Origin of the sequence: Phenylobacterium sp. VNQ135 (assembly GCF_049445735.1) — a bacterium.
In the GTDB taxonomy this organism is placed as follows: domain Bacteria; phylum Pseudomonadota; class Alphaproteobacteria; order Caulobacterales; family Caulobacteraceae; genus Phenylobacterium.
This window is the reverse complement of the sequence record NZ_JBMSDS010000004.1, coordinates 90,627-106,786: the sequence shown is the minus strand read 5'-3', so window position 1 is coordinate 106,786 and position 16,160 is coordinate 90,627. Positions and strand designations below refer to the sequence as shown.

Annotated in this window: 18 protein-coding genes; 3 read left to right on the top strand and 15 right to left on the bottom strand. The window is 69.1% G+C overall.

From position 1 onward, the window contains the following. The first annotated feature begins 63 nt into the window (after positions 1–63). Complete coding sequence (locus ACO2Q0_RS15255) at positions 64–420, top strand: hypothetical protein (protein ID WP_423352374.1); 357 nt, start codon at positions 64–66, stop codon at positions 418–420. Here ACO2Q0_RS15255 and ACO2Q0_RS15250 read toward each other — a convergent pair. From ACO2Q0_RS15250 to ACO2Q0_RS15225, 6 genes are all read right to left on the bottom strand, one after another. Next, a complete protein-coding gene (locus ACO2Q0_RS15250) occupies positions 397–1,500 on the bottom strand; it encodes a mechanosensitive ion channel family protein (protein ID WP_423352373.1) in 1,104 nt (367 codons plus the stop codon). The two genes, ACO2Q0_RS15255 and ACO2Q0_RS15250, sit on opposite strands and share 24 nt — an antisense overlap. Before the next feature lie 59 nt (positions 1,501–1,559). Next, positions 1,560–1,979 carry an acyl-CoA thioesterase gene (locus tag ACO2Q0_RS15245; RefSeq protein WP_423352372.1) on the bottom strand — a complete coding sequence of 140 codons (420 nt, stop codon included), beginning with the start codon at positions 1,977–1,979 and terminating at the stop codon, positions 1,560–1,562. Further along, positions 1,976–2,323: a Grx4 family monothiol glutaredoxin gene (gene grxD, locus ACO2Q0_RS15240; RefSeq protein ID WP_423352371.1), complete on the bottom strand. Its 348-nt coding sequence runs from the start codon at positions 2,321–2,323 to the stop codon at positions 1,976–1,978. The genes ACO2Q0_RS15245 and grxD overlap by 4 nt, the downstream gene beginning before the upstream one ends. An 84-nt stretch (positions 2,324–2,407) precedes the next feature. After that, positions 2,408–4,036 (bottom strand): ABC-F family ATP-binding cassette domain-containing protein, encoded by a 1,629-nt coding sequence (locus ACO2Q0_RS15235; RefSeq protein ID WP_423352370.1) that lies wholly within the window; start codon positions 4,034–4,036, stop codon positions 2,408–2,410. Positions 4,037–4,165: 129 nt separating this feature from the next. Then, complete coding sequence (locus ACO2Q0_RS15230; RefSeq protein ID WP_423352369.1) at positions 4,166–4,399, bottom strand: BolA/IbaG family iron-sulfur metabolism protein; 234 nt, start codon at positions 4,397–4,399, stop codon at positions 4,166–4,168. Between the two features lie 28 nt (positions 4,400–4,427). Further along, positions 4,428–5,660, bottom strand: a complete 1,233-nt coding sequence (locus ACO2Q0_RS15225; protein ID WP_423352368.1) for a serine hydrolase domain-containing protein — start codon at positions 5,658–5,660, stop codon at positions 4,428–4,430. A gap of 71 nt (positions 5,661–5,731) precedes the next feature. Here ACO2Q0_RS15225 and ACO2Q0_RS15220 point away from each other — a divergent pair, with 71 nt between their 5' ends. After that, positions 5,732–6,214, top strand: a complete 483-nt coding sequence (locus ACO2Q0_RS15220) for a CinA family protein (RefSeq protein ID WP_423352367.1) — start codon at positions 5,732–5,734, stop codon at positions 6,212–6,214. A gap of 102 nt (positions 6,215–6,316) precedes the next feature. On the opposite strand, the gene ACO2Q0_RS15215 is transcribed toward ACO2Q0_RS15220, so the two are convergent. The 7 genes from ACO2Q0_RS15215 to purL all read right to left on the bottom strand — a co-directional run bounded on the left by ACO2Q0_RS15215 (position 6,317) and on the right by purL (position 15,103). Then, a complete protein-coding gene (locus tag ACO2Q0_RS15215; protein WP_423352366.1) occupies positions 6,317–8,986 on the bottom strand; it encodes a TonB-dependent receptor in 2,670 nt (889 codons plus the stop codon). 125 nt (positions 8,987–9,111) lie between these two features. Further along, positions 9,112–9,345, bottom strand: coding sequence for a hypothetical protein (locus ACO2Q0_RS15210; RefSeq protein WP_423352365.1), 234 nt, complete (start codon positions 9,343–9,345; stop codon positions 9,112–9,114). Continuing rightward, positions 9,342–10,025, bottom strand: coding sequence for a hypothetical protein (locus tag ACO2Q0_RS15205; protein ID WP_423352364.1), 684 nt, complete (start codon positions 10,023–10,025; stop codon positions 9,342–9,344). Before ACO2Q0_RS15205 ends, ACO2Q0_RS15210 begins: the two co-directional genes overlap by 4 nt. Next, a complete protein-coding gene (locus ACO2Q0_RS15200) occupies positions 10,022–10,711 on the bottom strand; it encodes a HupE/UreJ family protein (protein ID WP_423352363.1) in 690 nt (229 codons plus the stop codon). The genes ACO2Q0_RS15205 and ACO2Q0_RS15200 overlap by 4 nt, the downstream gene beginning before the upstream one ends. Further along, positions 10,708–11,742: an NADP-dependent oxidoreductase gene (locus tag ACO2Q0_RS15195; RefSeq protein WP_423352362.1), complete on the bottom strand. Its 1,035-nt coding sequence runs from the start codon at positions 11,740–11,742 to the stop codon at positions 10,708–10,710. Before ACO2Q0_RS15195 ends, ACO2Q0_RS15200 begins: the two co-directional genes overlap by 4 nt. An 11-nt stretch (positions 11,743–11,753) precedes the next feature. Then, the gene (locus tag ACO2Q0_RS15190) at positions 11,754–12,887 is read right to left on the bottom strand and encodes a DSD1 family PLP-dependent enzyme (protein ID WP_423352361.1); all 1,134 of its coding nucleotides are present in this window, start codon (positions 12,885–12,887) and stop codon (positions 11,754–11,756) included. Positions 12,888–12,895: 8 nt separating this feature from the next. Beyond that, a complete protein-coding gene (gene purL, locus ACO2Q0_RS15185) occupies positions 12,896–15,103 on the bottom strand; it encodes a phosphoribosylformylglycinamidine synthase subunit PurL (protein WP_423352360.1) in 2,208 nt (735 codons plus the stop codon). Positions 15,104–15,235: 132 nt separating this feature from the next. On the opposite strand from purL, the gene ACO2Q0_RS15180 reads away from it, so the two are divergent. Further along, positions 15,236–15,400 (top strand): hypothetical protein, encoded by a 165-nt coding sequence (locus ACO2Q0_RS15180; RefSeq protein ID WP_423352359.1) that lies wholly within the window; start codon positions 15,236–15,238, stop codon positions 15,398–15,400. Between the two features lie 43 nt (positions 15,401–15,443). Here ACO2Q0_RS15180 and ACO2Q0_RS15175 read toward each other — a convergent pair whose 3' ends face one another. Together ACO2Q0_RS15175 and ACO2Q0_RS15170 are read right to left on the bottom strand one after the other, a co-directional pair. Beyond that, positions 15,444–15,911: a DUF2243 domain-containing protein gene (locus tag ACO2Q0_RS15175; RefSeq protein ID WP_423352358.1), complete on the bottom strand. Its 468-nt coding sequence runs from the start codon at positions 15,909–15,911 to the stop codon at positions 15,444–15,446. Then, positions 15,908–16,123 carry a hypothetical protein gene (locus ACO2Q0_RS15170; protein WP_423352357.1) on the bottom strand — a complete coding sequence of 72 codons (216 nt, stop codon included), beginning with the start codon at positions 16,121–16,123 and terminating at the stop codon, positions 15,908–15,910. The genes ACO2Q0_RS15175 and ACO2Q0_RS15170 overlap by 4 nt, the downstream gene beginning before the upstream one ends. Positions 16,124–16,160 lie beyond the last annotated feature (37 nt).

Below are 16,160 nucleotides of genomic sequence, written 5' to 3'. Positions count from 1 at the left end.
CGAAGTTCGGAAGAGATTGCGAAGGCCCCGGAGCGATCCGGGGCCTTTTGCTATGGTGGCCCGATGAATCGCAGGTGGGTCGTGCTGGGGCTTCTTGGGCTGGCGGGGTGCGCGACCCTGCCGCCGCCCAGGCTGCTGACGCCCGCGGCCGGGACCATGGCCGAGCTCGAGCCGCTGTACCTGGCGTGGCCGACGGCGCAGGGCCTGACCATCCGCGTGGCGTCCAGGGGCTGCACGGCCAAGGCCGACTGGACCTTCTACGTGGAGCGCGACGGCCATACGGCGAGGCTCGCCTTCGCCCGCAAGGGGCTCGACGTCTGCCGCAGCTCTGGCGGCCAGGTCGACCTCGCCTTCACCTGGGCCGAGCTCGGCCTGACCCGCGGCGCGGAGGTGGCGCTACTGAATCCGCTCGTGCGCTGAGGGCTCCTCGCGCTCGGGCGGGTAGAGCTCCAGCCGGTCGCGGGGCAGGGCGTGGGGATATTTGTCCTGCAGGAAGGCGATCAGCTTCTCGCGCACCTCGCAGCGCAGGTCGAAGGCGTCGCCGGCGTTGCGGGCGCCCACCAGGCAGCGGACCTCCATGGTGCGCTCCTTGGCGTCGGTCACCTGCAGGACCACCACCTGCCTGTCCCAGAGCGGCGAGGCCTCGACGATCTCGGTCAGGCGGCGGCGCAGCGGCTCCAGCGGCGTGGAGTAGTCGAGGTAGAGCAGGACGACGCCCAGCAGGTCGGAGGTGGTCCGGGTCCAGTTCTGGAACGGCTTTTCGAGGAAGTACTTCAGCGGCACGATCAGCCGCCGCTTGTCCCAGATGCGGATGACCACATAGGCCGAGGTGATCTCCTCGACCACGCCCCACTCGCCCTCGACGATCAGGGCGTCGTCGATGCGGATCGGCTGGGTCAGCGCGATCTGCACGCCGGCCATGATGTTGGACAGCAGGGGCTGCAGGGCGAAGCCCACGATGATGCCCGCCGCGCCGCCGGCCGCCAGCAGGCTGACGCCGAGCTGCCGCACGCCGGGCACCGTCATCAGGGCGAAGGCGGCGGTGAGCACCACCACCAGCACGGCGCTGGCCTGCCGCAGGATGCGCACCTGGGTGAGGTGCTTGCGGGCCAGAAGGTTGTCGGCCACGTCCACGCGGAAGCGCTTCATGTAGAGCGCCGCGCCGATGTCGAGGGCGGTCAGCGCCATCCAGCCGACCAGCACGATGAAGGCGACCAGCAGGCTGTGCTGGATGAACCGGGTCCAGCGGCCGTCGATGGGCGCGATCTGCACCGACCAGGCGACCGCGAAGATCAGCAGGGCCAGGCGGCTGGGCCCCTTCGTGCGCACGACCAGCGAGCGCGTGAAGTCGCTGCGCCGGCGCAGGCCCCGAGCGACGGCCCGGACCATCAGGTTGTGCAGCCCGATGGCGACGGCGAGGGCGAGCCCGGTCAGGGCCACGCCGACGGCCCAGGGCGGCGCCCAGGGCATGGCTTCGCGGATGTAGGTGTCGATCGGCATCTCGTCCGTGGGTTCGGGAGCCCTCCCGCGGACTCGAACCCCTCAGACGCCGGTCGGGTTCACGTGAAGAGCTCGACCATCCACGGCGGCACGCGCCGCGGCCGTCCGGTCGCCTGCTCGATCAGCACCCAGGTCGTGCGGACCTGGGCGCACATCTGGCCGTCGGGCCCGTCGATGCGGATGAAGCGGTCGAACCTCGGTCCCTCGGCCACGTCCGAGACCCAGGTGCGGCCCTGCGCGGTCTCGCCCGGCATCAGGGCGCGGCGGTAGTCGATCTCGTGGCGGAGCGCGATCCACGCCCAGGTCGCCTGGGCCTCGGCGGGCGCGAGCGAGCGCCAGTGGGCCGTGCCCATGTCCTGGGCCCAGCGCAGATAGACCACGTTGTTGACGTGGCCGTTCTCGTCGATGTCGGCGGGCGTGGGCTCGAACGTCAGCCGGAAGACCTGCCGGCCCTCCGGCGGCTCGAGCAGCTTCGTCACGCCTCCAGCAGGCCCTGCTCGGCGAAGAGGCTCTTCAGCTCGCCCGACTGGAACATCTCGCGCACGATGTCGCTGCCGCCGACGAACTCGCCCTTCACGTAGAGCTGCGGGATGGTCGGCCAGTCCGAGAAGCTCTTGATGCCCTCGCGCAGCTGCTCGTTCTGCAGCACGTCGACGCCGGTGAAGTCGACGCCCAGGTGGTCGAGGATCTGCACCACCACGGCCGAGAAGCCGCAGCGGGGCTGTTCCGGCACGCCCTTCATGAACAGGATCACGGGGTGGTCGGCCACCGCCTTGGCGATCCACTCGTGCAAGGCGGGGTTGGCGGTTGCGGCGTCGGTCATCGGGTCGCCCTTTCGGCGGAAATCGTCAGGCCCAGAGCTAGGGAGCGGGGAGCCTGGGGTCAAGCGGGTGAGGCGCGGACGCCGCTACCCGCCGGGATGCAGCCCCGGCGCTTCCTGACCCGTGCGGGCGACGTATTCCGTATAGCCGCCGCCGTACTGATGCACGCCCTCCGGGGTCAGCTCCAGCACCCGATTTGACAGGGCGGCCAGGAAATGGCGGTCGTGGGAGACGAACAGCATGGTGCCGTCGAAGTCCGCGAGGGCCGCCACCAGCATCTCCTTGGTCGCCATGTCGAGGTGGTTGGTCGGCTCGTCCAGGACCAGCAGATTTGGTGGATCGAACAGCATCTTGGCCATGATCAGGCGCGCCTTCTCGCCGCCCGACAAAACCCGGCAGGGCTTTTCCACGTCGTCTCCCGAGAAGCCGAAGCAGCCTGCAAGAGTGCGGAGCGCGCCTTGGCCCGCTTGCGGGAAGGAGCCGTCCAGCGACTCGAAGATCGTCTCCTCGCCGTCCAGGAGATCCATGGAGTGCTGGGCGAAGTAGCCCATCTTTACGCTGGCCCCGATGTTGACCACGCCCTGGTCCGGCGCGATGGCGCCGGCCGCCAGCTTCAACAGCGTCGACTTGCCGGCGCCGTTGGCTCCCAGGACGCACCACCGTTCCTTTCGGCGCACGAGGAAGTCGAGGCCTTGGTAGATCGGCTGGGCGCCATAGCCCTTGTGGACGTTGCGTAGGCTGATGACGTCGTCGCCCGACCGCGGCGGGCTCTTGAATTCGAACTGGACCGATTGCCGCCGGCGGGGCGCCTCGACGCGCTCGATCTTGTCCAGCTTCTTCACCCGGCTCTGCACCTGGGCGGCGTGGCTGGCGCGCGCCTTGAAGCGCTCGATGAACTTGATCTCCTTGGCCAGCATCGCCTGCTGACGCTCGTACTGCGCCTGCCGCTGCTGTTCCGAGAGCGCCCGCTGCTGATCGTAGAAGTCGAGGTCGCCCGAGTAGGTGATCAGCGAGCCCGCATCGATCTCGACAACCTTGCCGATGATGCGGTTCATGAAGGCGCGGTCGTGCGATGTCATCAACAGCGCGCCGTCGTACGCCTTGAGGAAGGCCTCCAGCCAGATCAGGCTTTCCAGGTCGAGGTGGTTGCTGGGCTCGTCCAGCAGCATGGCGTCGGGCCGCATCAGCAGGATGCGGGCGAGCGCCACCCGCATCTTCCAGCCGCCGGACAGGAGGCCGACGTCGGCGTCCATCCGCTCCTGGCTGAAGCTGAGGCCGGCCAGCACCTCGCGCGCGCGGGCTTCCAGCGCATAGCCGTCCAGTTCTTGGAACCGTTCCTGCACCTCGCCGTAGCGCTCGATCACCGCGTCTAGGCGGTCCGCCTGGTCTGGATCGACCATGGCCGCCTCGAGCTCGGCCATCTCCGCCGCCAGCGCGCTGATCGGCCCCACGCCGTCCATCACCGCCGCGACCGCGCTCTGGCCCGACATCTCGCCGACGTCCTGGCTGAAGTAGCCGATGGTCATGCCGGGATCGATCACCACCAGCCCATCGTCCGGCTGCTCCTGGCCGGTAATCATGCGGAACAGGGTGGTCTTGCCGGCGCCGTTGGGGCCGACGAGCCCGACCTTCTCCCCCTTCTGGACGCCCATCGAAGCTTCGATGAACAGGATCTGGTGGCCGTTCTGCTTGGAGATGTTGTCGAGGCGGATCATCGGGCGGTCTGCTAGCCCGGCGACGAGGAGAACACCAGCGGCGCCCCCTGGACGTTTCGTCCCACGCGCGCCGGGTGGAGTTCGTCTTTCACCCGCGGGACCAAGCAGGGGATCGGCGGATGGTGACGATCAGGTGGGCGCGGAGGTCTCGAGCGCGAGGGCGTGCAGCTCGCCGCCCATCTTACCCTTCAGGACGGCGTAGACGAGCTGGTGCTGGCGGACGCGGGGGAGGCCTGCGAAGGCCTTGGAGACGATCTTCGCGCGATAATGGTCGCCGTCGCCGGCCAGATCCTGGATTTGGATGTCGGCGCCGGGGAAGCCTTCCTTCAAGGCGGCTTCCAGGTCTTCGAGGGCCATGGGCATGAGCGCGGTTCTAACCCCGCGCCGCCCGTCAGTCGATGATTGACGAATAGATGATGTTCTTGAGCTGGCCGCGGAAGTTGAAGGTGGCCGACGGCATGAGCTGGGTCATGAAGACGACGCTGAGGTCCTCCTTCGGGTCGACCCAGAAGATCGTCGAGGCCGCACCGCCCCAGTAGTAGTCGCCCTGGCCGTAGCCGCCGCTCTCCACCTGGCCCAGCGTCGAGGCGAAGCCCAGGCCGAAGCCGACGCCGTCATAGGCCGTCTCGGAAAAAGCGCCGATGGCGAGCTCGGTCAGCGCCCTGCCGCCGGGCAGATGATTCATGTGCATGAGCTCGAGGGTGCGGGGGCCGAGCACGCGATGGCCGTCGAGCTCGCCGCCGCGGCGCAGCATCTCGCAGAAACGGAGGTAGTCGGCGCTGGTGCCGGTGAGCCCGCCGCCGCCCGAGTAGAAGCCCGGCGGCTGGGTGAATTGGGACGTCTCGGGGTCGTCGATCAGCCTGAGCTGCTTGTCCTCGGTCCGCTGGTAGTTGGCGGCGAAGCGATCGTTCTTCTCGGGCGCCACCTGGAAGGCGGTGTCCTTCATGCCCAGCGGCTCGAAGATCACCTCGCGCAGATACTGTTCGAGAGGCTTGCCGGAGATCACCTCCACGAGGGCGCCAACCACGTCGGTCGCCAGTGAGTACATCCAGGCGGTGCCCGGCTGATAGCGCAGCGGCACCTGACCCATCTTGTGCAGGAAGGTCTCCATCGAATCCTGCCCGCCGATGGAGCGGATCTTCAGCGCCCGGTAGGCCTTGTCGATCGGGTGCTGCAGGCCGACGCCTGGCAGGCCGCCGCCGTAGGTGAAGCCCGCGGTGTGGGAGAGCACGTCGCGGAAGCTGACCGGACGCTGGGGCGCCTCGGTGACCATGTCGTCGCCCTCGCCCGAAACCCAGACGCGGTGGTACCGCCACGACGGGGCATAGCGATGGACGGGGTCGTTGAGCTGGAAGTGGCCCTGCTCGTAGAGGGTCATCAGCGCGACCGAGGCGATCGGCTTGGTCATGGAATAGATGCGGTAGATGGTGTCGTCGCGGGTGGGCTTGTTCCGCTCACGGTCCATCAGGCCGAACGACTTGAAGTAGGCCAGGTGGCCGTGACGGGCGACGCTGACCTGGCAACCGGTGATCTTGCCGGGATCGACGTAGTTGCGCTGCAGATGCTCGGTGATCCGCTCCAGGCGGCCGGCGTCCAAACCTGTCCACTGCGAATGAGCGTCCATCGAAATCCTCCCGCCAATATCGTTCTGGCTCTAATGGTCTGCATCATGGGCGCTGATGCGGGAGAGGGGCAATGACGGACTTGAACGCTCTGGCGGGCGAGATCGGGGAACAGCTCAAGGAGCTTGGCCATACGGTGGCCGTGGCGGAGAGCTCGTCGGGCGGCCTGATGTCGGCGGCGCTGCTCGCCGTGCCGGGCGCCTCAAAGTACTACCTGGGCGGCGCCGTGGTCTACACGCCCAAGGCCAGGGTGCTGTTCATGGACATCCCCACGGAGGCGCTAGGGGGCATGCGCTCGGCGAGCGAGCCCTACGCCCTGCTGCTGGCCAGGACGGCGCGCGAGCGATTCGGCGCCACCTGGGCGGTCTCGGAGACTGGCGCCGCCGGCCCCACAGGAAACCACTACGGCGATGCCCCCGGGCACACGTGCGTGGCCGTCGCGGGCCCGGTGGAAGCCGTCGTCACCATCGAGACCGGCGAAAGCGACCGGGCCGCCAACATGCAGGCCTTCGCCGCCGCCGCGCTGGAGCTGCTGAAGCGAGCGGTTAACGCGTAGCAACCCAACCAAAGATCGGACCCAGAGCGAGTGGCAGAGCGGCCGCGCCTGGGTCCCGGATAGCCGCTGGCGCGGCTTCCGGGATGACGGTGTGGGTGTGGCTTAGAACTGCACGTTCGCGCCGACGAACACAGTCCGCCCGCTGGACGTCTCGTTCCACAGGCGCTTGGCCTGGGCGCCGTTGTACTGGATCTCGCGCTCGTCGGTCAGGTTCACGCCGTCCACCGTCAGGCGGATCTTGTCCGTCAGCTGGTAGAAGGCCGCGGCGTCCACATAGGTGGTGGACCGGAAGCCGCCTTGGTCGATCGGATAGTCCGAGCGGTAGTTCGAAGACGCCCGCACGCCCCATTTCGACGTCTCGTAGTACAGCGTTACGTTGTGAGTTAGATCGCTCATGCCCCAGATCGGGCCCGTCTGGCCGTTGGGGTAGGTGGTCTTGCTGTCGATGAACGTGACATTGGCCACCACGCCCATGTCGGCAAGGAAGCTCGGCAGGAAGAAAAAGTCTGTCTGCAGGCTGAGCTCGACGCCGGTCAGCTCGGCGTCGTTCAGGTTCACCGGCCGGGTGAACTCGTTGACATTGGTCGAGCCCACAACGCCGGCGATCAGGTTGTCGGGCAGCCCGGTCGACGAGTAGGGAACGTTGGTCACCCGCTCGCTCACCACGAAACCGTCGATCTTCTTGTGGAAGACGCCGGCGGCCAGCATGCCGACGCCGCCGAAGTACCACTCGGCCGCCGCGTCGAACTCGTCCGAGGTGTAGGGGTCGAGCTCGGGATTGCCGACGTTGACGGTGACGAAGCCCGAGTTGGAGTCGCGGCTCACCGTCCCATTCATGGCGTACGAGGTCAGCGATGGCCGGTTGATGTTCTGCGCCGCCGAGACGCGCACCTGGACGCTCGGCGTCACCTCCAAGACGGCGTTGAAGGCCGGCAGGACGCCTGAATAGGTGTTGCTGACCGTCACCGGGCCGGCGCTCACCACACCTGAGGAGGTGAGCTCCGTCTCATAGGCCCGGGCGCCGAGGTTGCCGCGCAGCGTCATCCCGCCCACCTCGGTTCTCCAGTCGAGCTGCGCGTAGCCCGCGGTGGTGTCCTCCTCGACGGAGTAGATGGAGCGCGGCGCGCCCAGCGTGCGGGTGACGCCGTACTTGGCGAGCGCCTTGTCCCAGTCGACCGTGACCCAGGACTGGTCGTCGTGCTTGTCGAAGACCGTGTAGTAGCCGTTCACCCGGTCATCGAGGGCGCCGGTCTCCCAGGGTGTCCGCAGCAGGTCGTCAGTCGCCTGCGAATAGCCTGAGTTACGGAAGCCGCGGAAGGAGCCGCCGGCCTTCAGCGTCAGCGCGTCGCTGAACTCGTAAGCCAGGTTCAGCTCGGCGTTGTCCAGGCGGGTCTTCTGATAGGTGGCCGAGAAGTCGATCTCGTGGGCGCGGAAATTGTTCGGGTCGGTGGTGTCCCACTTGTAGGTGTTGCGTGCGTCGCGGCCGTCGGCGCTGTAGTCGGTGACGAGGCCGCCGAAGGCCTCGGTGTAGAACTTGTCCGAGACCGGGATGTCGTAGTCGGACTGCTCATGACCCAGGTGGCCGTCGATCTGCAGGCGATCGAGCGTCCAGTCGCCGGTCAGCACCACCTGCTGGAATTTGTTCTCGGTCTGCTGGCGCCGGGTCTCGGTGGCGAACACCGTATTGTCGACGTCGGCGTAGAGCACCGAATTGAATTCATCCCAACGCACGGCGTTGAGACGCGGCGGCGGTGTGGTGATCCCGGAGTGCCGCACGGCGCCGCCCAGCACCGTCGAATTCTGCGAGGCGCGCGTCGCCAAATGCCGCTCGTCTCGATCGTTGGTGAACTCGCCATAGAGAGCGTCGAAGGTGAAGGTCAGGGTGTCGATCGGCCGCCACTGGACCGCCGCTGTCAGGCCCAGACGCTCCTGGTCCGAGCCCCACACCGACAGGCGGTTGCCGCGCTGGAACACCAGGGTGCCGGACTGCACCTTGGCCCGCTCGGCGGCCGGCAACGGCGACAGGTCCGTGGCGCCCGGTCCGACGGGGCTGGCCGCATAGGTGTTATAGCCCTGCTCCTCCGTCTCCCGCTTCGACCACGCCGCCGACACCAAAATGCCGAACCGGTCATCCCAGTTGTGGCTTAGCATGCCGGCCAAGCGCGGCTGGAAATCCTCGGTGGCGGAGTTGGTGCCACCCTGGATCGACAGCGCCGCGCGCGTGCCGTCGTAGTTGAACGGCTTGGCGGTGAAGAGGCCGACCGTGCCGGCCATGCCGCCTTCGTCCTGCTCGGCGGAGAACGACTTGCGCACCTCCACCTTGGTGAAGAGCTCAGAGGCGAAGACGTTGAAGTCGAACGCGCGGTCGCGCGAGGTCTGGCCGCGGCTATCCATGGGGCTGTCGACGTTGCCCAGCACTTCCATGCCGTTGAGCTGCACGCGGGTGAAGTCGGGACCGAGGCCCCGCAGGCTGACGCGCCGGCCTTCGCCGCCCTCGCGGTTGATGGCCACGCCCGGCAGGCGCTGCAGTGACTCGGCGAGGTTCAGGTCGGGGAACTTCGCCATGTCCTCGGCGACGATCACGTCTGATGCGATCTCGGCCTCGCGCTTAGCCTCCCGGGCTGCGACCAGCGAACCGCGGAAGCCGGTGACGACCAGCTCGTCCACGGCGGCCGGCTCCTGGGTCTGCGCCTGGGCAGCGCCAGCCGTGACGGTGGTGGCGAGAACGGCGGCGGCGACGCTCGCGAGTAGCGCCTTCCGATGATGATGCATGCTGTCAGCTCTCCAGCCCGCCGTGAATCCCCTTCGGTCCGGCGGTTGGAGGCGCGGTTAAGCGGGCCCTGTGACGACCGCTTGATGGTTATGGCAAGGCTTCGTGACCCGCTAGCCGATGGCGCCTAACCGTCCCGCAGGTCGGCGCGGATCTTCGACAGGATCAGGCTGACGTGGTCGTCCACCTCGGCGACAAAGGCCTGGAAGGCTTCGTCGGGCCGGACGGCCGTCTCGTAGGGGCCGGCAAGGCGGTCGATGGTGCCGGGTAGCTCGACCTCCAGCTCGCCGATCAGCCGGCGCAGCAGGATCTCGTGGGCGGCGAGCCGGACGCGCAGCTCGCGGTCGGGGTCGGCGGTCATGGAGCGTTCCTAAGCGCCTCGGGCGCGTTGGGCCTGGCTTGGGCGGCCGGCACGTTGGCGACCACGCCGGCCTCGTTGCCGGGCTGGCCGGCGGGCACGAGTTCGTAGAACCCGGCGAGGCGAAGGCGGACGATGACGGGACCGTCCCCGGCGTTTGAGAACTGCCAGCCCTGGATGCCGTCGAACGGCGCGGTGAGCGCGCCCTGTTGCCGGTGGCCCGCGCCTTGGCGCAAGGTCACTACCTGCATCGCCTCGCCGGCCGTCGGCGTCGTGTGGCCGTGCTGGTCGAAGCGGAAGTCACGCGGATCGCCGCCGCCCGTCACCTCCCATGCGTAGGTGAGCGTCGCGCCCTTCTTCATGCGCACCTTGTACTCGAGTTCCGAGGCGGCGGCGCCCGACAGGAAGCCGCCCAGCGGGATCTCCACCACGTCGCTGCGGAAGCCGTGCGGATATTCCCTCGCCAGCGGTCCGGAGCTGCTCCGCGCGTCGATCTCGACGTCGTCGGGGGCCCAAAGCCGGGCCACGCCACTCAGCCGGCCAATGCCCAGAGGATCGACGCCATACTCGGCCGGCAGCACGAAGCCGGCGACCACGAGAGCCGCGAGGGCCAGCGCGGCTGCACTCGCCGCGAGCAGACGGCGGCGGGAGAGCGGCGGCGGGAGGTCGGCGGACGGGTTCATGTGACTGGACCGCCGTAGGCGTAGCCTGCAAGCTGCACGCCGGCCAGCAGGAAGCCCGCGAACAGCAGCAGGATGTTGGCCGCCGTAGCGGTTGGGACGAATGCTGGCGTGCGCCGCCCCAGCGTCATGGCGGCCAGGATCACCGACAGCGCCAGCAACTGGCCGATCTCGACGCCCACGTTGAAGGCCACCAGGTTGGTGAGCAGGCCGCGGGGCTGCAGGTCCAGCGCCTGGAGCTTGGTGGCGAGCCCGAAGCCGTGGACGAGCCCGAAGCCGAGCACCGCGGCGCGAGGATCGGGCTGGACGCCGAACACCGTCCGGAAGCCGCCAAGGTTGTCGAAGGCCTTGTAGGCGACGGATAGGCCGATCACCGCATCCACCAGCCGCGGATCGAAATGGATGTTCCAGAACACGCCGGCCAGGAGGGTCAGAGAATGGCCCAGCGAGAAGAGGCTCACGTAGAGCGCGACTTGGCGAAGGCGGAACAGGAAGAAGACTACGCCCAGCAGGAACAGCAGGTGGTCGTAGCCGGTGACCATATGCTTGGCGCCCAGGTAGGCGAAGGGGAATGGGTCAGGCCCTGCGGATGCCCCTACGAAGGCCGCATCGGAGCCGCCGATGTTGTGGGCCAGTGCGGGCGTGGCCGCGCAGGAGAGGGCCAGCGCGCCCCAGGCGGCGCGCGTCACTCCGCGGCCGCCAGGGTCGGGTCATCCGACACGCGGACCAGGGTCTTGCCGAAGTTCTCGCCGCGCAGCATGTCCGCGAAGGCGGCCGGGATCGCCTCGAAGCCTTCGCGGATGTCCTCGCGGTAGCGCACCTCGCCTGTCGCGACGAGGGGGGCGACTTCGGCCAGGAAGGCGTCGTGGTGGCTCTCCACGAAATCGCCGACGAACAGGTTGTGGACGGTGACGCCGCGGGCCTCGGCTCGGGAGCGCTCCGCGGCCCCGGCGTCCCCGCCCGCGTCACCGTAGTGCGCGATCAACCCGCAGATCGTCATCCGCGCGCCAGGGTTGAAGAGTGGCAGGACGGCGTCGAACACCCGGCCGCCGACGTTCTCGAAATAGACATCGACGCCGGCCGGGCAGGCGGCTGCAAGATCCTCGGTGAAGGTCGGCGACAGATGCGAGACGCACGCGTCGAAGCCGAGCTCGTCGCGCACGTAGGCGACCTTGCGGCGGGCGCCGGCGATACCGACTACGCGGGCGCCCCGCTGACGGGCGAGCTGGCCGGCGATCTGACCCACCCCGCCCGACGCCGCCGAGACGACCACGGTCTCCCCGGACCTCGGCTGACACTGCAGGGTCATGCCGGCATAGGCGGTGAGCCCCAGCATTCCCAGAACGCCGACAGCCAGCGAGATGCGGCCCTGCGAGGGGTCCAGCCTGCGGGGGACCATGTAGCCGGGCCGAGGCACGCCCTCGCCCATCAGGCCGTACTCGGCCCAGCCGTTGGTGTTGAAGACGAAGTCGCCAGGGGCGAGGCCGTCGATCCGGCTCTCCACCACCTGGGAGATTGTCCGTGCATGGCAGGGCGAGCCCTTGGGCTCCACGCCTCGGCGCTTGTATCCCCACTGGTAGGGGTCCAGCGAGACGTAGATCGTCCGGGTCAGCGCTTGGCCGGGCCCCGGCGTCGGCGTCGGTTCCTCGCGCAGCTCGAAGGTGTCGGGCTGCGGCCAGGCGGGCACGGGGCGGTCGGCGAGGGTCCAGAAGCGGTTCATCGCCGCTCAGCCTACTGCGAGGCGCCGCGAGCTTCGATAGGAACGATGGCTTCCAGCACGTCGCCCCGGACCAGGTGCAAGACGTTGTAGCGGTCCAGGGTGGGATCTATGTGGCCGGGAGCGAAATCCACACGATCGCCGCGTCTCACGTTGCGAGCCGGGCGGCTCAGGCGGCCATGCTCGTCGCCGAAGAACCGGTAGCCGCAGCCCTCGAAGCCGGGGGTCAGCGGCTGCGGCAGCGGGCCGTCGGTCGAGAACGCCTTGAGGCCGGCGTCGACGGTCACCCAGTCGGGATGGTTGGCGCTGATCACCGTGGCGGCGACGGTCAGGCTCTGGGCGAACGCGCCCTCGGGGTCGCCCTCGAGCGCCTCTCGGTATTCGCGATCCATGAAGGCGTAGGAGCCGGGCTGCACTTCGGTGAGGACGCCCAAGGCCGCATCGCTCCAGAAGGTGCCGGTGCCGCCGCCGGTGACGACCTCGATGTCGAAGCCGCTCTCGCGCAGGGCGGCATGGACGGCACGCAGGCGCTCCATGCCCTCGGCGACGGCTGCGGCGCGAGCCCCAGCCCCCTTCATGTGCTGCCAGTGGCCGCCATAGCCCTGAAGGCCGATCAGCCGCAGATTCGGCTGGGCGGCGATCGCCTGGGCCACTACCCGGCCCTGGGCGACGTCGCGGACGCCGGTGCGGCCGAGCCCCACGTCCACGTCGATCAGCACGGGGATGGGAGTCTGAGCCGCCGCGCCCAGTTCGGCCGCCGCGTCGGGATGGTCCAGCACGATCCGGAAGTCGGTCAGGCGGGCGGCCAGCGTCGCGGCGCGGGCGGCGGGCCCGGCGCCTGCGATCGGCGAGGTGACAAGGATCGATCCCACGCCGGCCGCGGCCAGGGCCTCGGCTTCGGCCAACTTGGCGCAGCAGACGCCCACCGCCCCGGCCGCAATCTGGCGCTGGGCCACCCACGCGCACTTGTGGGACTTGGCGTGCGGCCGCAGGGCCAGCCCCGCGGTCCGCGCGCGCTCTGCCATCAGGGCGACGTTCGCCTCGAAGGCGTCGAGGTCCAGCACCGCGGCCGGCGTGGCGATGGCGTCGCGCGAGCCGGGCCGGCCCAGAACCGCAAGCGCCTGTATGAGGTGCGGGCGGTTCTCCATCGCGCGGTCTAGGCCGTCTCGCCCATGTACGCCGGCAGCCAACCTTCGTTGGCCTTGCGCAGCTCACTGAGGGGGATGTCGAACAGGCCCGGGCACGTGAAGGCGTCGCCGCCGGTCACGGCGACGATGTCGGCCAGGACGCCGGCCTTGCGGGCCGCGGCCATGACGTCGTCCGGATCCTCGATGGCGACCAAGTACCGGGCCTGATCCTCGCCGAACAGCAGGGCGTGGGCGCGCGGGCCGGGATCGATGTTCAGGCGGACGCCGACGTTGGACGCCAGCGCGATCTCGGCCGCCGCAGCGACGAGCCCGCCATCCGAAAGGTCGTGGACAGTGGTCACCACGCCGGACTGGATCAGGCCGCGGACCAGGTCGCCAATCCGCTTCTCGGCGGCCAGGTCGACCGGCGGCGGCGCGCCGTCCTCGCGGCCCACGCACTCGCGCAGGTACATCGAGGCGCCGAGCTCGCCGAGCGTGACGCCCAGCAGGATCAGGCTCTCGCCCGGCTTGAGGTTCGCGAAGTCGGCGCGATGGGCGTAGTCGGCGATCAGGCCGACGCCGCCGACGGTCGGCGTGGGCGGAATGGCCTGGCCGTTGGTCTCGTTGTAGAGGCTGACGTTGCCGCTCACGACGGGGAAGTCGAGGACCCGGCAGGCCTCGGCCATGCCGTCGATCGCGCCCACGATCTGGCCCATGATCTCGGGGCGCTCGGGATTGCCGAAGTTCAGGTTGTCGGTGATGGCGATGGGCTCGGCGCCAACCGCGGTCAGGTTGCGCCAGGCCTCGGCGACGGCCTGCTTGCCGCCCTCGTAGGGATCGTTCTGCACGTAGCGCGGGGTGACGTCGGAGGTGACGGCCAGCGCCTTCTTCGTCCCGTGCACGCGGACGATGCCGGCGTCGGCGCCGGTGGCGCTGTCCTCCAGGGTGTCGGCCATAACGTGGCGGTCGTACTGCTCCCAGATCCAGCGCTTGGAGGCCATGTCCGGCGCGCTCAGCAGCTTGAGGACCGCGGCCGTCCAGTCGGTGGGCGCGGGCACGTCGGCGGGATCGAGCCGCGGCTGCGGCGCGGGCGCGACGTGGGGCCGGTCGTACAGCGGCGCGTCGTCGGAGAGGGGCGCGAGCGGCACGTCGCAGACCACCTCGCCCTTGTGCTTCAGCACGATGCGCCCGGTGTCGGTGGTGCGGCCGATGACGGCGGCGTCGAGGCCCCACTTCTCGAAGATGGCGTGGCCGTCGCGCTCGCGGCCGGGCTTCAGGATGGCCAGCATCCGCTCCTGGCTTTCCGAGAGCATCATCTCGTAGGCCGTCATGCCCTCCTCGCGCTGGGGCACCATGTCGAGGTCGAGCTCGATGCCGACGCCGCCCTTGCCGGCCATCTCGACCGACGAGGAGGTGAGGCCGGCCGCGCCCATGTCCTGGATGGCGGCCACCGCGCCGGTGGCCATCAGCTCCAGCGTCGCCTCGATCAGCAGCTTCTCCGCGAACGGGTCGCCGACCTGGACGGTCGGACGCTTCTCCTCGGAGGCGTCGTCGAACTCCGCCGAGGCCATTGTCGCGCCGTGGATGCCGTCGCGGCCGGTCTTGGAGCCGAAGTAGACCACGGGGAGGTCGGCGGCGGGGGCGGCCGAGTAGAAGATCTTGTCGGCGTCGGCCAGGCCCACGCACATCGCGTTGACCAGGATGTTGCCGTCGTAGCCGCGGTGGAAGTTGGTTTCGCCGCCGACGGTGGGCACGCCCACGCAGTTGCCGTAGCCGCCGATGCCGGCGACGACGCCGGAGAGCAGGCGCTTGGTCTTCGGGTGGCTGGGATCGCCGAAGCGCAGGGCGTTCAGCAGAGCCACCGGCCGGGCGCCCATCGTGAAGACGTCGCGCATGATGCCGCCCACGCCGGTCGCCGCGCCCTGGTAGGGCTCGATGTAGGACGGGTGGTTGTGGCTCTCCATCTTGAAGACGCAGGCCTGGCCGTCGCCGATATCGATGACGCCGGCGTTCTCGCCCGGACCCTGGATGACCTTCGGGCCCTTGGTGGGAAACTTCACCAGGTGCTTGCGCGAGCTCTTATACGAACAGTGCTCGGACCACATCACCGAGAAGACGCCCAGCTCGACGTCGTTCGGTTCCCGGTTCAGCCGCTTGACGATGAGGTCGTATTCCTCGGGCTTGAGGCCGTATTCCGCGGCCTTCTCGGCCATGGTCTTCGCAGGGGTCGCGCTCATGGGGCGCCTAATAGCGGGACTCTGACGACAGCGCGATAGGGGGCCTGGACCTTAGGAACATCCGGCGGCGGCGAACGGTTGGTCCGGCGCAAACCGGCGTCCTTCACGACGTCGCCGCACAAGGAGCAATCCATGGCGAACCAGGGCATGAACCAGAACAGCAACAACCGTCAGCAGCAGGCTGGCGGCCGCAGCGATGACGCCATGAACAAGGGTCAGAAGGGCCAGGGCCAAGGCGGCCAGTCCGGCAAGACTCAGAACGGCCAGAACTCGCAACAGCGGGACGGCCGCCACTAGCGGGAGAGCAGGCCGCGGCGACCAGGCCGCGGCCGTTCCCGGTTCAGCTGGGGCCCCGGCGCACCAGCGCCCAGCCGGCGAGTATCATCGCCGCGCCCCACGCCAGGAAGGCCGCATCCCAGACCGACGGGCCGAGACGCTCCATCACGTGGTGGACGCCCAGCAGGTGGTGGTCGATCAGGCCCTCGACCACGTTGAACAGGCCCCATCCGAGCAGGAAGCCGCCGACGAGGTAGCGGCCGTCGAAGACGACGTCGCCGCGGCGCGCTGCACGCCATAGCAGGGCGACCCCCGCGAGGGTGATCAGCCACACCGCGGCGTGGAAGAGGCCGTCCCACACCATGTTGGCCTTGGCGCTGACGAGGTCGGTGACCGGCAGCCAGCCGGACATCATATTGTGGACCTGAAGGATCTGGTGGAACACGATCCCGTCGAAGAAGCCGCCGAGCCCTATGCCCAGGGCGAGCGCCGCCGCGATGGCCGGTCTCGCTGTGCGTGCGGCCGCGCTCATTGCGTGGCGCCCGGCCCGCGGGCGGCGAATAGGATCGCGGCCGCCAGGATCGGGATCGGGGCGCCGAGTGCGGCGGCGTTCCGCCAGAAGTCATGCTCCAGCAACAGATGCCGCACGCCGAGCGCCGTCGGCGAATGGCAGAGCGTGCAGGCGTACGCCGGCGAGGCCGCGAACGTCGCGGCCGAAGCGGCAAGGCTGGTCCACCCTCTCATGCGCGCCGAACGGCTCGCCCGCCCCCGCGTTCCGCAA

Coding starts and splice junctions, on each gene's coding strand:
- ACO2Q0_RS15230 (WP_423352369.1), bottom strand. CDS start 4,399: ATGCCCATGGCCCTCGAAGACCTGGAAGCCGCCTTGAAGGAAGGCTTC.
- ACO2Q0_RS15170 (WP_423352357.1), bottom strand. CDS start 16,123: ATGAGAGGGTGGACCAGCCTTGCCGCTTCGGCCGCGACGTTCGCGGCC.
- purL (WP_423352360.1), bottom strand. CDS start 15,103: ATGAGCGCGACCCCTGCGAAGACCATGGCCGAGAAGGCCGCGGAATAC.
- ACO2Q0_RS15255 (WP_423352374.1), top strand. CDS start 64: ATGAATCGCAGGTGGGTCGTGCTGGGGCTTCTTGGGCTGGCGGGGTGC.
- ACO2Q0_RS15210 (WP_423352365.1), bottom strand. CDS start 9,345: ATGACCGCCGACCCCGACCGCGAGCTGCGCGTCCGGCTCGCCGCCCAC.
- grxD (WP_423352371.1), bottom strand. CDS start 2,323: ATGACCGACGCCGCAACCGCCAACCCCGCCTTGCACGAGTGGATCGCC.
- ACO2Q0_RS15190 (WP_423352361.1), bottom strand. CDS start 12,887: ATGGAGAACCGCCCGCACCTCATACAGGCGCTTGCGGTTCTGGGCCGG.
- ACO2Q0_RS15225 (WP_423352368.1), bottom strand. CDS start 5,660: ATGGACGCTCATTCGCAGTGGACAGGTTTGGACGCCGGCCGCCTGGAG.
- ACO2Q0_RS15235 (WP_423352370.1), bottom strand. CDS start 4,036: ATGATCCGCCTCGACAACATCTCCAAGCAGAACGGCCACCAGATCCTG.
- ACO2Q0_RS15250 (WP_423352373.1), bottom strand. CDS start 1,500: ATGCCGATCGACACCTACATCCGCGAAGCCATGCCCTGGGCGCCGCCC.
- ACO2Q0_RS15220 (WP_423352367.1), top strand. CDS start 5,732: ATGACGGACTTGAACGCTCTGGCGGGCGAGATCGGGGAACAGCTCAAG.
- ACO2Q0_RS15175 (WP_423352358.1), bottom strand. CDS start 15,911: ATGAGCGCGGCCGCACGCACAGCGAGACCGGCCATCGCGGCGGCGCTC.
- ACO2Q0_RS15180 (WP_423352359.1), top strand. CDS start 15,236: ATGGCGAACCAGGGCATGAACCAGAACAGCAACAACCGTCAGCAGCAG.
- ACO2Q0_RS15215 (WP_423352366.1), bottom strand. CDS start 8,986: ATGCATCATCATCGGAAGGCGCTACTCGCGAGCGTCGCCGCCGCCGTT.
- ACO2Q0_RS15195 (WP_423352362.1), bottom strand. CDS start 11,742: ATGAACCGCTTCTGGACCCTCGCCGACCGCCCCGTGCCCGCCTGGCCG.
- ACO2Q0_RS15205 (WP_423352364.1), bottom strand. CDS start 10,025: ATGAACCCGTCCGCCGACCTCCCGCCGCCGCTCTCCCGCCGCCGTCTG.